At 61.3% G+C, this 15,272-nt stretch carries 12 protein-coding genes; 4 read left to right on the top strand and 8 right to left on the bottom strand.

All coding sequences use genetic code 11. The annotated features are described in order from the left end of the window. The first annotated feature begins 20 nt into the window (after window positions 1-20). Window positions 21-1,385 (top strand): formimidoylglutamate deiminase, encoded by a 1,365-nt coding sequence (locus BLV20_RS12780; RefSeq protein WP_092301902.1) that lies wholly within the window; start codon window positions 21-23, stop codon window positions 1,383-1,385. A gap of 43 nt (window positions 1,386-1,428) precedes the next feature. Here BLV20_RS12780 and BLV20_RS12785 read toward each other — a convergent pair whose 3' ends face one another. The 6 genes from BLV20_RS12785 to BLV20_RS12810 form a co-directional block, all read right to left on the bottom strand. Further along, complete coding sequence (locus BLV20_RS12785) at window positions 1,429-1,998, bottom strand: lipocalin family protein (RefSeq protein WP_092301905.1); 570 nt, start codon at window positions 1,996-1,998, stop codon at window positions 1,429-1,431. 35 nt (window positions 1,999-2,033) lie between these two features. Beyond that, window positions 2,034-2,288, bottom strand: coding sequence for a hypothetical protein (locus tag BLV20_RS12790; protein WP_092301908.1), 255 nt, complete (start codon window positions 2,286-2,288; stop codon window positions 2,034-2,036). 92 nt (window positions 2,289-2,380) lie between these two features. Then, window positions 2,381-2,587, bottom strand: a complete 207-nt coding sequence (locus tag BLV20_RS12795; RefSeq protein WP_092301911.1) for a hypothetical protein — start codon at window positions 2,585-2,587, stop codon at window positions 2,381-2,383. Between the two features lie 59 nt (window positions 2,588-2,646). Next, window positions 2,647-3,249, bottom strand: a complete 603-nt coding sequence (locus BLV20_RS12800; protein ID WP_092301914.1) for a DUF924 family protein — start codon at window positions 3,247-3,249, stop codon at window positions 2,647-2,649. A 3-nt stretch (window positions 3,250-3,252) separates the two neighbouring features. Further along, window positions 3,253-4,263: a class 1 fructose-bisphosphatase gene (locus BLV20_RS12805; protein ID WP_092301917.1), complete on the bottom strand. Its 1,011-nt coding sequence runs from the start codon at window positions 4,261-4,263 to the stop codon at window positions 3,253-3,255. A 210-nt stretch (window positions 4,264-4,473) separates the two neighbouring features. Continuing rightward, window positions 4,474-6,924 (bottom strand): glycogen/starch/alpha-glucan phosphorylase, encoded by a 2,451-nt coding sequence (locus BLV20_RS12810; protein ID WP_092301920.1) that lies wholly within the window; start codon window positions 6,922-6,924, stop codon window positions 4,474-4,476. A 265-nt stretch (window positions 6,925-7,189) separates the two neighbouring features. On the opposite strand from BLV20_RS12810, the gene BLV20_RS12815 reads away from it, so the two are divergent. Continuing rightward, the gene (locus tag BLV20_RS12815) at window positions 7,190-7,630 is read left to right on the top strand and encodes a YkgJ family cysteine cluster protein (RefSeq protein WP_092301923.1); all 441 of its coding nucleotides are present in this window, start codon (window positions 7,190-7,192) and stop codon (window positions 7,628-7,630) included. Between the two features lie 266 nt (window positions 7,631-7,896). On the opposite strand, the gene typA is transcribed toward BLV20_RS12815, so the two are convergent. Continuing rightward, window positions 7,897-9,717: a translational GTPase TypA gene (gene typA / locus BLV20_RS12820; RefSeq protein WP_009046549.1), complete on the bottom strand. Its 1,821-nt coding sequence runs from the start codon at window positions 9,715-9,717 to the stop codon at window positions 7,897-7,899. A gap of 139 nt (window positions 9,718-9,856) precedes the next feature. Further along, window positions 9,857-11,311: a tRNA uracil 4-sulfurtransferase ThiI gene (gene thiI / locus BLV20_RS12825; protein WP_092301926.1), complete on the bottom strand. Its 1,455-nt coding sequence runs from the start codon at window positions 11,309-11,311 to the stop codon at window positions 9,857-9,859. Between the two features lie 330 nt (window positions 11,312-11,641). Here thiI and glnA point away from each other — a divergent pair, with 330 nt between their 5' ends. Continuing rightward, window positions 11,642-13,048, top strand: a complete 1,407-nt coding sequence (gene glnA / locus BLV20_RS12835; RefSeq protein WP_007929953.1) for a glutamate--ammonia ligase — start codon at window positions 11,642-11,644, stop codon at window positions 13,046-13,048. 178 nt (window positions 13,049-13,226) lie between these two features. Continuing rightward, entirely contained in the window at window positions 13,227-15,254 is a 2,028-nt protein-coding gene (locus tag BLV20_RS12840) for a toxin-antitoxin system YwqK family antitoxin (protein WP_092301932.1), read from the top strand. The last annotated feature ends 18 nt before the right edge of the window (window positions 15,255-15,272 follow it).

The following is a 15,272-nucleotide window of genomic DNA, read 5'->3' on the forward strand; positions in this document are numbered from 1 at the left end:
CACGACGGGGTGCTTGAACCATGTCCGCCTTCTTTGCCGAACGCGCACTGCTGCCTAACGGATGGGCCAATAATGTACGTCTCGAGGTCAGTGCCGACGGCCTGCTGACCCACATCCAGGCCGATGCCAGCGCAGAAGGCGCCGAGCGGCTACAAGGCCCGCTGCTACCGGGCATGCCCAACCTGCACTCCCACGCCTTTCAGCGAGCCATGGCCGGGCTGGCGGAAGTGGCCGGCAACCCCAACGATAGTTTCTGGACCTGGCGCGACCTGATGTACCGCCTGGTCGGCAAGATCAGCCCGGACCAGCTGGGCATCATCGCCCGCCAGCTGTATATCGAAATGCTCAAGGCCGGCTACACCTCGGTCGCCGAATTCCATTACGTGCATCACGACACCAGCGGCCAGCCCTACGCCGACCCGGCCGAGCTGTCCCTGCGCATCAGCCAGGCCGCCAGCGCCGCCGGCATCGGCCTGACCCTGCTGCCGGTGCTGTACAGCCACTCCGGTTTCGGCGGCCAGGCGCCCAATGAAGGCCAGCGCCGCTTCATCAACAGCACGGAAAACTACCTCAAGCTGCAAAGCCGCCTGCAACCGCTGCTGGCGCAGCAACCGGCCCAGCAGCTGGGGCTGTGCTTCCACTCGTTGCGCGCGGTCACCCCGCAGCAGATCAGCGAAGTGCTGGCCGCCGGCGACAAGCACTGCCCGGTGCATATCCACATCGCCGAACAGCAGAAGGAAGTCGACGACTGCCTGATCTGGAGTGGGCGCCGGCCGTTGCAATGGCTGTACGAAAATACCGAGGTCGACCAACGCTGGTGCCTGGTCCATGCCACCCACGCGAACGCCGAAGAAGTCAGCCTCATGGCGCAAAGCCGGGCGATTGCCGGCCTGTGCCTGACCACCGAGGCCAACCTCGGCGACGGGATTTTCCCCGCAGTGGATTTCCTCGCCCAGGGCGGCCGCATGGGCATCGGTTCCGACAGCCATGTGTCGCTGAGCGTGGTGGAGGAATTGCGTTGGCTGGAATACGGCCAGCGCCTGCGCGACCAGCGCCGCAACCGGCTGTATCGCAGCGACCAGCCGATGGTCGGCCGCACCTTGTACGACGCCGCGCTGGACGGCGGCGCCCAGGCCCTGGGGCAGCCGATCGGCGCCCTGGAAGTGGGCAAGCGCGCCGACTGGCTGGTGCTCGACGGCAACGATCCTTACCTGGCCACTGCCGATGGTGACAGCATTCTCAACCGCTGGCTGTTCGCTGGCGGCGATCGCCAGGTGCGCGATGTGCTGGTCAATGGCCAGTGGGTGGTGCGTGACGGCCGCCACACGGGCGAAGAAGAAAGTAACCGGGCCTTTACTCAGGTACTGCGCGAACTGCTCGGCTAAAGCCCATCACCGCAGGAGCCAGCCTGCTGGCTCCTTGATGGATTCACTTCGAGGTCTTGGCCATTGCCGAGTCCGACACTCGCCAGATCAGGCGGGTGGTGTCATACCCCTGCTGACGCGCCCTGCTCAGCAGGTCCTCGCGAACGGCCTCGCTGACATTCGGCCGGCGCGACAACAACCACAGGTATCGACGATCCGGATTGCCGACAATGGCGGTCTTGTAGTCGTCGCTCACATACAGCACCCAGTAATCGCCCTTGGCCAGGCCCGGAATCAGCCGGGAAAACCAGGTATCGAATTCGACCCATAGCTTGTCGGTTTTATCCGGCGCCTGCGGCGTTGCCGTGCCCCGCACTTCTTCCCATTGCCAGTTGGCGGTCAGGCAGCGGTTGAGTACCGCCATGTTGCCTTCGGGCAGCAGGGTGTAGCGGGCTTCGGATTGCGCGCAATTGCGCTGGAAATACATCGGCAAACGCGCCAACTCGTACCAGGTCCCTTGGTAACGCTTGAGATCGACGTGATTAACGGTCTTGGGCGCCAGCGAATCGTCCCGGGACGTGGCGCAGCCGGCCAACAACAAGCCGGCCAGAAGAGTGACTAGCAAACGCATCATTATTTTTCTCCCGTGGGCACGTGGCCCCGGTTTTTTTACTTCAGGCCTTGCCCGGAAAACATCAGCACTTTGTCACCGGCGTACTGCACGCTGATAAAGCTGTTCTTGTCGCCCCACGTGCAGCTGGACATCCCCAGCGCGCCGGAACAATCAGTCGGTTTGCCCAGCAGTTTTTCAACTTCGGCCTTGGGCATGCCAGCCGACAGCTTGGAATAATTTTCCTGATTGACCTTGCTGCACGCAGCCAACAGCACGCAGAACGACAACAGAGCGAGAGAACGCAGGGACATGGTGAAACTCCTGGACGGACGGGGGATGGCATGCTGCCAACCAGAAGCTTAGAAGAGAAAAGCCCCGTCTGGTTCCCCAGCCAGACGGCTATTTATTGTGACCCAGCGCCCAGCATTTGCTCTGCGATCAGCCACTTTGCGCAAGCAAAAAGCATTTCGTCGGACAAGCCTCGGCGCGCCTCATCTTTCATGATGGCCAGTCGACATAAACGCAGCGCCAACGCCGCCGTTATGGAAATTGACGCCCCGTCGCTGACCACGTTTTCGCGGTAGTTGATCTGGAAAAGCTTCGCGGGCAAGCCTCGCTCCTACGCAACCGCAGGAGCGAGGCTTGCCCGCGATACAAAATGCAGAAGAACTAGAAGCTGGAACCCGGCTCGCGCAGGAATGCCAGTTCCTCCGGCGTCGATTCACGCCCGAGAAGCCGGTTGCGATGGGGGAAGCGCCCGAACCGGGCGATGATTTTCTGATGCCGCTCGGCGTAGTCCAGCAGATCGGCGAAGACCGGTTGGTCAGCCAGCGGCTGCTCGTCGTGCAAGGCGGCGAACCTGGAAATCGCTTCGTTCTGCACCGCCAGATTCTCGCAATGCTCGAACACCAGGTAGATGAAGCTGCGCTGCATCGGCGATAGCTGCCGGTCGAAATCCGCGGCGATACCCTGGGCCACCAGCGCCTGGGCACGCAGGTCACCGGCGAAGCTCTTGGGGGTTTCGCGATAGAGCATGCGCGGCAGCTGGTCGAGCAACAGCACCAGGGCCAGCCAGCCGTGCGGGTATTGCGCCCACTCGCTCAAGCCGCCGGCCAGCGCCTGCTCCACCAGGTCCCCGAAACGCTCGCGCGCCTCAAGGTCCTGGCTGTCGCGCTTGCCGAACCAGAGCTTGCCCTTTGCCGCCACGATGTCCGCCGGTTTCTCGGCAGAACCGAACCACCAGTCGAGCAGGGGCTGCCAGGGCGCGGTCATGATTTACGCCTTGTGGTAGGAGGTAACGCGGGCGACTTCTTCCTTCGAGCCGAGGAACACCGCTACGCGCTGGTGCAGGCCTTCAGGCTGGATGTCGAGAATGCGCTGGTGACCGTCGGTGGAAGCGCCGCCCGCCTGTTCGATCAGGAAGGACATCGGGTTGGCCTCGTACATCAAGCGCAGCTTGCCCGGCTTCTCCGGCTCGCGGCTGTCGCGTGGGTACATGAACAGGCCGCCACGGGTCAGGATGCGGTGCACGTCCGCGACCATCGAGGCGATCCAGCGCATGTTGTAGTTCTTTTTCAGCGGACCGGTCTCGCCTTCCAGCAACTCGCCGACGTAGCGCTTGACCGGGGCTTCCCAGTGACGCTGGTTGGACATGTTGATGGCGAATTCCTGAGTGGTTTCAGGAATGGTGATGTTTTCGTGGGTCAGCACGAAGCTGCCCATTTCACGGTCGAGGGTGAAGCCCTTGACGCCGTCGCCCAGGGTCAGGATCAGCATGGTCTGCGGGCCATAGATCGCGTAACCGGCGGCGACCTGCTGGGTGCCTGGCTGCAGGAAGGCTTTTTCGTTGAGGCTTTCGTTCTGGCTCAGGTGCTCGTTAGGGCAACGCAGTACCGAGAAGATGGTGCCGACCGACACGTTGACGTCGATGTTCGACGAACCGTCCAGCGGGTCGAATACCAGCAGGTAGGCGCCTTTCGGGTACTTGCCCGGGATCTGGTAGGCATTGTCCATTTCCTCGGACGCCATGCCGGCCAGGTGGCCGCCCCATTCGTTGGCTTCGAGCAGGATCTCGTTGGAGATCACGTCGAGTTTCTTCTGCACTTCGCCTTGCACGTTTTCAGTGCCCATGCTGCCCAGGACACCGCCCAGGGCGCCTTTGGACACGGCGTGGCTGATCTCCTTGCAGGCACGCGCCACCACTTCGATCAGGAAGCGCAGATCGGCAGGAGTGTTGTTGCTGCGGGTCTGCTCAATCAAATAGCGACTCAGGGTAACGCGGGACATGGAAGGCTCCGGAGGAATGGGGGGGGCTAAAAAACCCGCGCAGTTTAACGCGAGTCGGGGCGCATTTCCTCCTATGAGACGAGATCCGCCCCAGAGAGTTCATGTGTGGGATTTAGCGTAGACCGAAATCCGCCCTGTAGCCGCCCGGGAAAGCGCCCTGGCGGGGCTCCCAGGCGGCGCGCGAAATTCCGCATCAGCCCCGCGAGCGCCCTATTCCAGAGCCTTCCAGATTTCCGTGGCGTATTCGCGAATGGTCCGGTCCGAAGAGAACCACCCCATGCGCGCGCAGTTGAGCACCGCCGAACGCCACCATTGATTGCTATCGCGCCAGCGCTCTTCGACATGCAGCTGGGCGCTCCAGTAGGAGTCGAAGTCGGCACACACGTGGAAGCGGTCATAGTCGATCAGCGAATCGATAAACCCGGTGTAGCGGGCCGGATCGTCGGGCGAGAACACCCCGCCGCGAATCGCGTGCAGCACATCGTTGAGACGATGCGAGGCGGCGATGTCCGGCATCGCACTGAACTCGCCATTGCGTTTGCGCGCCTCCACCTGCTGGGCGCTGAGGCCGAAGATGAACATGTGCTCGGCGCCGACCCGCTCGCACATCTCGACGTTGGCGCCGTCCAGGGTGCCGACGGTCAGGGCGCCGTTGAGGCCGAACTTCATATTGCTGGTGCCCGAGGCTTCGAAGCCGGCGGTGGAAATCTGCTCCGACAGGTCCGCCGCCGGGATGATGCTCTCGGCCAGGCTGACGTTGTAGTTGGGCAGGAACACCACTTTGAGCAGGCCTCGCACGGTCGGGTCGTTGTTCACCGTGCGGGCGATGTCGTTGCTCAGCTTGATGATCAGCTTGGCCTGGTGATAGCTGGCCGCGGCCTTGCCGGCGAAAATCTTCACCCGCGGTACCCAGTCGATTTCCGGCTCGGCGCGAATCGCCTGGTACAACGCCACGGTGTGCATCAGGTTGAGCAACTGGCGCTTGTACTCGTGGATCCGCTTGACCTGCACGTCGAACAGCGCCGCCGGATTGACCGCAATGCCCAGGCGCTCATGGATGATCGCCGCCAGCGCGCGCTTGCTGTGCAGGCGCTGCTCGGCGAACCGCTTGCGAAAGGCCGGCTTGTCGGCGAAGGGTTCGAGCTTGATCAACAACTCCTCGGGGTTATCCAGCACTTCCGAGCCGACCGCCTCGACCAGCATCGCCGTCAACTGGGGATTGGCCTGGTACAGCCAGCGGCGGAAGGTAATGCCGTTGGTCTTGTTGTTGATCCGCTCCGGATACAGCTTGTGCAGCTCGAAGAACACCGTGCTGCGCATCAGCTGCGTATGCAGGCCGGACACGCCGTTGATGCTGTGGGAACCAAGGAACGCCAGGTTGCCCATGCGCACGCGGCGGCCGTTGTCTTCCTCGATCAGCGACACCGCGCGCAGTACGTCGAAGTCATGGATGCCTTTGGCGCGCAGCGAATCGATGTGCTGGGCGTTGATCAGGTAAATGATCTGCATGTGCCGCGGCAGCATGCGTTCCATCAGGCCCACCGGCCAGGTTTCCAGGGCTTCGGGCAGCAACGTGTGGTTGGTGTAGGCGAGAGTTTCGACGGTGATCTGCCAGGCCGCGTCCCAGGCGATGCCATGCAGGTCCACCAGTTGGCGCATCAGCTCGGCCACGGCGATCGACGGGTGGGTGTCGTTGAGCTGGATCGCCGCATGCTCGCCAAGGCTGAGCACCGAGTCGTGCATGTTCTTATGCCGGCGCAGCAGGTCCTGCAGTGACGCGGAGACGAAAAAGTATTCCTGGCGCAGGCGCAATTCCTGCCCCGCTTCGGTGCTGTCCGCCGGATAAAGCACTCGCGAGATGCTCTCGGCCCGGGCCACCTCGGCCACCGCGCCGAGGTGGTCGCCGGCGTTGAAGCGTTCCAGGTGCAAATCTTCCATGGCCCGCGCGCGCCACAGGCGCAGGGTGTTGACGCTGGCGCCGCGCCAGCCGACGACCGGCGTGTCGTAGGCCACCGCACGCACGGTTTCCGCCGGCCACCAGACCTGCCGGGTGTGGCCGGCCTCGTCGGTGACGGTCTCGACCCCGCCACCGAAACCGATCGAGTAGATCACTTCGGGGCGCTCGAACTCCCAGGGGTTGCCGAAGTCCAGCCAGTGCTCGGTCTGCTCCTGCTGCCAGCCGTCGACCACGGCCTGGCGGAACAAGCCGTGTTCATAACGGATGCCGTAGCCGTGGCCGGCGATGCCCAGGGTCGACATGCTTTCCATGAAGCACGCCGCCAGGCGACCGAGGCCGCCGTTGCCCAGTGCCGCGTCCGGCTCCAGCAAGCGAATGCGTTCCAGGTCGACGCCGAGGTCGCTCAGGGCATCGCGCGCCACGTCCAGCAACCCGAGATTGCTCAGGCTGTCGTACAGCAGGCGGCCGATGAGGAATTCCAGGGAGAGGTAATAAACGCGCTTCTGGCCTTTGCGGTAGATCTGCCGCGTATGGTCCATCCAGTGCTCGACCATGTGATCGCGCGCCGCCAGGGCGATGGCTTCGAACCAGTCATGGTCGAAGGCGTGGTCCGGGTCTTTGCCCACCGCGTAGGTGAGTTTGGTCAGGACGGCGTCGCGAAAAGCGGCCACCTCAGCGTCACGAACCTGCAGTTCCTGAGTCATGAATACGACCTCGAGCGAGATAGACAGTGAGCAAGGAATTGTCTGAGCCTAGTCGGTCTGACAGAAGGCAAAGGCTCTGGTTCGGCGCGCCCTGCAATTGCCCGAACGGAGACGATGCCGCCTGCGGCAGCTGGCAAACATGATGCAGATGCCGTGCCGACCCTCGCAATCCCCCAGGGCACGGGTAAATTCCGTTAAATGGTTGTTCAAAAATTCACCCGTCCCGGTATGATCGCGCGCCCTGATACACACGCTGGAAACACGCATGATGAAGTCCAACCTGATCGCCGCCGCGGAAATCGACCGACTCGATACCTGGGCCAAGTATTCCGCGCCCATGTGCGGCTCCTGCATGTCCAGCTGCTGCACCCTGCCGGTGGAGGTCAAGATCAAGGATCTGATCCGCATCGGCATCGTCGACGAGTTCGAGCGCGGCGAGCCGGCGAAGAACATCGCCAAGCGCCTGCAGAAGGAAGGCATCGTCGAGCGCTACAACCAGAAGTCCGAGATCTTCACCCTGCAGCGCATGAGCAACAACGACTGCCTGTATCTGGATCGTAAAAGCCGCCTGTGCACCATTTATGACAAGCGCCCGGACACCTGCCGCAACCACCCGAAGATCGGCCCGCGCCCAGGCTATTGCGCGTACAAGCCCAAGCCGGTGGAACGCAGCACCAGCAGCAGCCGAACCCTTGAGCGCTTCTAAAGACCTGCCCCGGCAGCCCTGCCACCTGGCCCTGTAGCCGCTGCCGAGCGCCAGCGAGGCTGCGATCGGCTGCAAAGCAGCCGCCCCTCCCAAGCCACGCCGCATCCATGACACACCGAGTCTGCCTGTTTTACGACCGCTACGCGGTCGATCGCAGCCTCGCTGGGGCTCGGCAGCGGCTACGGGACCCGGTCTTTTTCGCAGGCATAAAAAAACGCCCCCGGCCTTTCGACCGGGGGCGTTTTTATTCAGCCTGAACTAAAAGATCAGTTCTTGGCTTTCTTGGCAGCGCGGGTACGCTCGCCTTCGTCCAGGATCTTCTTGCGAAGACGGATGGACTTAGGAGTCACTTCGCACAATTCATCGTCCTGGATGAATTCCAGAGCCTGTTCCAGGGTGAAACGAACCGGCGGAACCAGGGCGATGGTTTCGTCCTTGCCCGAAGCACGCATGTTGTCGAGCTTCTTGCCTTTGGTTGGGTTCACGCCCAGGTCGTTGTCACGGCTGTTCAGACCAACGATCTGACCGTTGTAGATTTCCTGGCCGTGCTCGACGAACAGCTTGCCGCGCGCCTGCAGGGTTTCCAGGGAGTAGGTCAGCGCCTTGCCGGTTTCGACCGAAACCAGTACGCCGTTCTGACGACCGGACATGTGGCCGGACTTCATCGGAGCGTAGCGATCGAAGATCGAGGTCAGGATGCCTGCGCCGTTGGTCAGGGTCAGGAACTGGTTACGGAAACCGATCAGGCCACGGGCCGGGATGTTGTATTCCAGGCGTACACGGCCCTTGCCATCCGGAACCATGTTGCTCAGGTCGCCCTTACGCAGGCCCATTTCTTCCATGACCTTGCCCTGGGATTCTTCAGGGATGTCGATGGTGACGTTTTCGAACGGTTCCTGCTTCACGCCGTCGACTTCACGGATGATTACTTCAGGACGGCCAACGCCCATTTCGAAACCTTCGCGACGCATGGTCTCGATCAGTACCGACAGGTGCAGCTCACCACGGCCGGAAACCTTGAACTTGTCAGCCGAGTCGCCTTCTTCAACGCGCAGTGCAACGTTGTACAGCAGCTCTTTGTCCAGACGTTCCTTGATGTTACGGCTGGTCACGAACTTGCCTTCTTTACCGCAGAATGGCGAGTCGTTGACCTGGAAGGTCATGGAAACGGTTGGCTCGTCGACTGTCAGCGGCTTCATCGCTTCAACAGCGGTCGGGTCGCACAGGGTGTCGGAGATGAACAGCTCGTCGAAACCGCTGATGCAGACGATGTCGCCGGCAGCGGCTTCTTCAACGTCCACACGGTGCAGACCGTGGTGACCCATCAGCTTCAGGATACGGCCGTTGCGCTTCTTGCCTTCGGTGTCGATAGCGACGACCGGAGTGTTCGGCTTGACGCGACCGCGAGCGATACGGCCAACGCCGATAACACCCAGGAAGCTGTTGTAGTCCAGAGCCGAGATCTGCATCTGGAACGGACCGTCACGGTCAACGGCCGGAGCCGGAACGTTGTCGACGATCGACTGGTACAGCGGGGTCATGTCTTCAGCCATGTCGGTGTGGTCCAGACCGGCAATACCGTTCAGGGCCGAGGCGTAGACGACTTTGAAGTCCAGCTGTTCTTCGGTGGCACCCAGGTTGTCGAACAGATCGAAGATCTGGTCCAGAACCCAGTCAGGACGCGCGCCTGGACGGTCGACCTTGTTGATGACCACGATCGGACGCAGGCCGGCTTCGAAAGCCTTCTTGGTCACGAAACGGGTTTGCGGCATAGGGCCGTCTTGAGCGTCGACCAGCAGCAGAACGGAGTCGACCATCGACATTACGCGTTCAACTTCGCCGCCGAAGTCGGCGTGGCCCGGAGTATCCACGATGTTGATGTGGTAGCCGTTCCAGTTGATGGCGGTGTTTTTGGCCAGGATGGTAATACCACGCTCTTTTTCCTGGTCGTTGGAGTCCATCACGCGCTCGTCGTTGAGCTCGTTGCGCTCCAGGGTGCCGGATTGACGCAGGAGTTTGTCTACCAGGGTGGTTTTACCGTGGTCAACGTGAGCAATGATGGCGATGTTGCGTAGATTTTCGATCACTTGTGTATCTCGATCAGAGGATTCGGTGTGCTGACAACTGCTGGCAGCGATTAACAATAGAGTCCGGCAAGGCCGTTACAGCTTGACGGTGGCGTCGGGGGGCCGGTGACGCAAGCCACAGGCAAACAGCCCCGGGCACTTAGCTCGGTCTATAAACGCGCACATTGGCATGTCCCTCACTGAGCAGATGGTGAGCATGCAGGCGACTCATGACGCCTTTGTCGCAATACAGCAGGTACTGGCGAGTAGGGTCCAGTTCCTTGAAGCGTGCATTCAATGCATAGAACGGCAACGCTTTTATCTCGATGCCAGAAAGTGTCAGCGGGTCGTCTTCCTGAGCATCCGGGTGACGGATGTCGATCACGATCTGACCGGCCAGCGCCTCGCTGACTTCTTCGATCTGCAAATCCTGGCCCAGTTCGTCGATCACCCGATCGATCGGCACCAGTTTGGCCCGCTCGATCGCACGCTCGAGCACCGCCATGTCGAATTCTTTCTCTTCATGCTCCACGCGATGGCGCTTGGCGTGGGTCTTGGGATTCACCGAAATGACCCCGCAGTACTCCGGCATGTGCTTGGCGAAGTCGGCGGTGCCGATTTCGTTGGCCAGGTCGATGATGTCCTGCTTGTGGCTGGCGATCAGCGGGCGCAGCACCAGCTTGTCGGTCACGCAGTCGATCACCGAGAGGTTCGGCAGGGTCTGGCTCGACACCTGGGAAATCGCCTCGCCGGTGACCAGCGCGTCGATGTGCAGGCGGTCGGCGATGCTCGACGCGGCACGCAACATCATACGCTTCAAAATGACGCCCATATGACTGTTGTCGACTTTGCCGAGGATTTCGCCGAGCACTTCCTCGAACGGCACGCTGACGAACAGCACGCGCTGGGAGCTGCCGTACTTCTTCCAGATATAGTGCGCGACTTCCATCACGCCCAATTCGTGGGCACGCCCGCCCAGGTTGAAGAAGCAGAAGTGGCTCATCAGGCCGCGGCGCATGATCTGGTAGGCCGCCACCGTGGAATCGAAACCGCCGGACATCAGCACCAGGGTCTGTTCCAGGGCGCCCAGCGGGTAGCCGCCGATGCTGTTGTGCTGGCTGTGGATCACGAACAACCGTTTGTCGCGAATTTCCATCCGCACTTCGATTTCCGGCTCTTTCAGGGAAATCCCGGCGGCGCCGCACTGCCGGCGCAGCTGGCTGCCGACGTATTTCTCCACGTCCATGGAGCTGAATTCATGCTTGCCGGCGCGCTTGCAGCGCACGGCGAAAACTTTCCCCGCCAGGGCTTCGCCAAAGTGCTGCTTGCACTTGGCGACGATGTCGTCGAAGTCGCCCAGCGGGTACTCATCGACCTGCAGGAAATGCGCGATACCGGGCATGCAGCTCAGGCGCTCGGTCATCTCCTTCAAGGCTTTCGGCTCGCTGATGGCGGTTTCCAGCTCGAGGTTGTCCCACACACCATTGACCACCAGGGCCGGGTCCAGATCGCGGAGCACGGCACGGATGTTCTTCGCCAACTGACGGATGAAACGCGTCCGTACCGGGCGGCTCTTGATGGTGATTTCCGGGAAAACTTTAACGATTAGTTTCATGAAAACAGCGCGCGCTGGGCCAGCCGAAAAAGGGGGGCGCGGATTATAGCGGAAATTGCTCAAGGTTTAACCAATTAATGTGCACTGGGTTTTTCGCGCACCAAAACAGGTCACTGCCTTGAAAAAGCGCAACATTGCGGTGCGCATTTTTGCCAATCTGGGGCAAATGGCCTCGGGAATGCGTGAGTTTGGGGCAAAAAACCCAACTCGGAGCACTGGCATGCAATTTGCTCCCTTGTGAGGCAGGTTGCCTTGGCAGAGTATCTGCGCCGGCATCACCCACATTCTAAGGGCACACCAACACTCGCCCGAAGCCACCCGGAGGACACTATGTCGAAGTCGGTTCAACTCATCAAAGATCATGACGTCAAATGGATTGATCTGCGCTTCACTGACACCAAAGGCACTCAGCACCACGTGACCATGCCGGCCCGTGATGCGCTGGATGACGATTTCTTCGAAATCGGCAAGATGTTCGACGGTTCCTCCATCGCTGGCTGGAAAGGCATCGAAGCCTCCGACATGATCCTGATGCCGGTTGACGAAACCGCCGTCCTGGACCCGTTCACCGAAGAGCCGACCCTGATCCTGGTCTGCGACATCATCGAACCTTCGACCATGCAGGGCTACGATCGCGACCCACGCGCCATCGCCAAGCGCGCCGAGGAATACCTGAAGTCCACCGGCATCGGCGACACCGTATTCGTAGGTCCGGAGCCTGAGTTCTTCATCTTCGACGAAGTGAAGTTCAAGTCCGACATCTCCGGCTCCATGTTCAAGATCTTCTCCGAGCAAGGCTCGTGGATGTCCGACCAGGACGTGGAAGGCGGCAACAAAGGCCACCGTCCAGGCGTCAAGGGCGGCTACTTCCCGGTTCCGCCGTTCGACCACGACCACGAAATCCGTACCTCCATGTGTAATGCCATGGAAGAAATGGGCCTGGTCATCGAAGTTCACCACCACGAAGTGGCGACTGCCGGCCAGAACGAAATCGGCGTGAAGTTCAACACCCTGGTCAACAAGGGCGACGAAGTTCAGACCCTCAAGTACTGCGTACACAACGTAGCCGACGCCTACGGCCGCACCGCTACCTTCATGCCTAAGCCTCTGTACGGCGACAACGGCTCGGGCATGCACGTGCACATGTCCATCTCCAAAGATGGCAAGAACACCTTTGCTGGCGAAGGTTATGCCGGCCTGTCCGATACCGCCCTGTACTTCATCGGCGGCATCATCAAGCACGGTAAGGCCCTGAACGGCTTCACCAACCCTTCGACCAACTCCTACAAGCGTCTGGTACCAGGCTTCGAAGCCCCGGTAATGCTGGCCTACTCGGCTCGCAACCGTTCCGCTTCGATCCGCATCCCTTACGTGTCGAGCCCTAAAGCCCGCCGTATCGAAGCACGCTTCCCGGATCCGGCTGCCAACCCATACCTGGCCTTCGCTGCCCTGCTGATGGCCGGCCTGGACGGTATCCAGAACAAGATTCACCCTGGCGACGCGGCTGACAAAAACCTGTACGACCTGCCGCCTGAAGAGGCGAAAGAGATCCCACAAGTTTGCGGCAGCCTGAAAGAAGCCCTGGAAGAGCTGGACAAAGGTCGCGCGTTCCTGACCAAAGGCGGCGTTTTCAGCGACGACTTCATCGACGCCTACATCGCCCTGAAGAGCGAAGAAGAAATCAAGGTCCGTACCTTCGTACACCCACTGGAATACGAGCTGTACTACAGCTGCTGATCCAGTAGCGCCGCCACGCACGGCGCGACATGCTACGTAACAAGAAAAAAGGCCTCCCTCGGGAGGCCTTTTTTATTGCCCGGCCATCGCCGCGGAGCATTCCCCCAGGCGAGCCATCCATGGATAATCCGCGCCTTTCGCGCCCTCTGTCCGGCGCCTCGACGACGAAGGGATTCGTATGCAGTGGACTCGTTCTCTCGGCCTGATCGCCTGCCTGGCGTTCGGCAGCACCCAGGCGGCGCCTTTCTATGCCGACAAGTCACTGGCCCACCCGCTGATCGTCGGCCTGGCGGAAAGCTCGGCGACCCTGGCCTTTATCAAGCAGGGTGGCGGCGTCAAAGGTTATTACTCGACCGACCCGGACGAGAGCCAGCCGCAGCTGCTGGACGACTTTGGCGATGCAACCATCGAGTCCGTGTTCAACGTCGCCCTGGACGATGAATCCCTGACCCGCCTGGTGCTGTTCAAACAGCGCGGCCAGTACCGTGTACACGCCTATCGCTATAACGAAGACGACCGCCTCTACCAGCGCCTGGAAAATCTGCAACCCGCCCTGGACCGCATCGCCAAAGACCGCAAGAAACTCGATGCCCCGACGGTGAAACAGGCCCTGCGCCAGCTGACACCGCTGAATTACAGCTACTTCTACGAAGACTCGGGTTTCGACGAGTTCAACCAGCTCGACCATTCGGCCGGCACCCTGGTGGGTTACTTCGACCAGAACGGACAGCCCATCACCGCCAATCCGCCCGGAGCCGAGCAGTACAGCTACAAAAAGACCTTCGCCGAAAAGGACGGGCGCTTTCTCACCGCCACCTACTGGCGCGGCGAAACGCCTGCGCTGGAGGGCGAGCCCCTGCTGTACAACTACCGGGCCAGCCGCATCGCCTGGGAAACCGAGCCGCAGCGCTTCACTGGCAGCGAGGACGGGGCCTGCGTGGAATACTCCGATTCCAGCCGTGCCGTCGCCGCCCAGGGTACCTATGCCCACGGCCAACGCACCGGCGAATGGGGTATTGGCGGCCCGCACAATAGCTGGTCCCAGGGTCGCTATATCGATGGCAAACGCCAGGGCCAGTGGAGCCTGTCCAATGAGAGCGAAGGCTACTTCATGACCGGCGAATATCGTGACAACCTGCGCGAGGGCCGCTGGACCATCAACCTGGTGGAGTCCGAAATACCTGAGAGCGGTGGTTTTGTCACTTACGCCCGGGACCTGCGCAACGGCCCCAGCGAAGTGCGTGAAGGCGGCGTGGTGGTCGAACGCGGCGACTATCTCGACGACCTGCGCCAGGGCCCCTGGCTAACCAGGGAAGGCACCGGCAATTTCGACCAGGGTTTGCGTAGCGGCCCATGGCAACTCAAGACCGCCGAAGGCCATACCCACAGCGTCGGGTTTGTCGCCGACAAAATGGAAGGCGAACTGCGCGATACCGACACCAAGGGGGTATTGCGGGTGATTGAGCACTATCGCGGCGGCATTCTCTGGGGCACCCAGGAGGGCTACAACGACGCCGGCCAACTGATGTACTCCTACAACTACGAGAACGGCCAGCGCGAGGGCCGTTCGCTGGTCTACAGCGCCGATGGCAAGGTGCTGCTGTCGGACATGAGTTATCACAATGGCAACCAGCAAGGGCCCTACCTGACCTTCCTCGCCGACGGTTCGCCCGCCACGGTCGGTCGCGTCGAAGGCAGCGATTTCATCGGCCTGATGACCCAGCTGGACGAGCATGGGCAGATATTCTCCGCCACACCCCGCTGCCGCTTCGAAAGCTACAGGAGCGAAGTGCGGAACTGCGGCATGGCCCGTGAATTCAGGCAAGGCCGGGTCACCAGGGAGCGCGACTACCTGTTCGGCGAGTTGCAGGAATACCGCGAATACGATGCCCGGACCGGCCGCAAGACCCGCGAGCGCGTCATCGGCGAGGACGACAAGGTCAGCGAAATCACCTACTACGACAACGGCCAGATCGATTGCCAGGTGAACAAGGTCGGCTTCGAGTGGATGACCGTCAACCAACAGCGGCTCAAGAACCATGGCCAGGCCAAGTTGGCCGGCGAACAGCTGTGCTATCACCGCAACGGCGCGATCAAGAGCCGCGAGTTGATCGACAACGGCTTGAGCGCCTGCCGGATCGTCTATGACGAAAGCGGCAAGCAGCTGTCTTCCAGCCCAACCGGTTGCGGGGCGGCCGGCCAATGACTCGCCTTGCGCCCGATG

This window comes from Pseudomonas sp. NFIX28, assembly GCF_900107395.1.
Lineage (GTDB): Bacteria > Pseudomonadota > Gammaproteobacteria > Pseudomonadales > Pseudomonadaceae > Aquipseudomonas.

Bases quoted from the DNA above. Each gene is read 5' to 3' on its own strand.
- BLV20_RS12780 (WP_092301902.1), top strand. From the start codon at position 21: ATGTCCGCCTTCTTTGCCGAACGCGCACTGCTGCCTAACGGATGGGCC.
- BLV20_RS12785 (WP_092301905.1), bottom strand. From the start codon at position 1,998: ATGATGCGTTTGCTAGTCACTCTTCTGGCCGGCTTGTTGTTGGCCGGC.
- BLV20_RS12790 (WP_092301908.1), bottom strand. From the start codon at position 2,288: ATGTCCCTGCGTTCTCTCGCTCTGTTGTCGTTCTGCGTGCTGTTGGCT.
- BLV20_RS12800 (WP_092301914.1), bottom strand. From the start codon at position 3,249: ATGACCGCGCCCTGGCAGCCCCTGCTCGACTGGTGGTTCGGTTCTGCC.
- BLV20_RS12805 (WP_092301917.1), bottom strand. From the start codon at position 4,263: ATGTCCCGCGTTACCCTGAGTCGCTATTTGATTGAGCAGACCCGCAGC.
- BLV20_RS12810 (WP_092301920.1), bottom strand. From the start codon at position 6,924: ATGACTCAGGAACTGCAGGTTCGTGACGCTGAGGTGGCCGCTTTTCGC.
- BLV20_RS12815 (WP_092301923.1), top strand. From the start codon at position 7,190: ATGATGAAGTCCAACCTGATCGCCGCCGCGGAAATCGACCGACTCGAT.
- thiI (WP_092301926.1), bottom strand. From the start codon at position 11,311: ATGAAACTAATCGTTAAAGTTTTCCCGGAAATCACCATCAAGAGCCGC.
- glnA (WP_007929953.1), top strand. From the start codon at position 11,642: ATGTCGAAGTCGGTTCAACTCATCAAAGATCATGACGTCAAATGGATT.
- BLV20_RS12840 (WP_092301932.1), top strand. From the start codon at position 13,227: ATGCAGTGGACTCGTTCTCTCGGCCTGATCGCCTGCCTGGCGTTCGGC.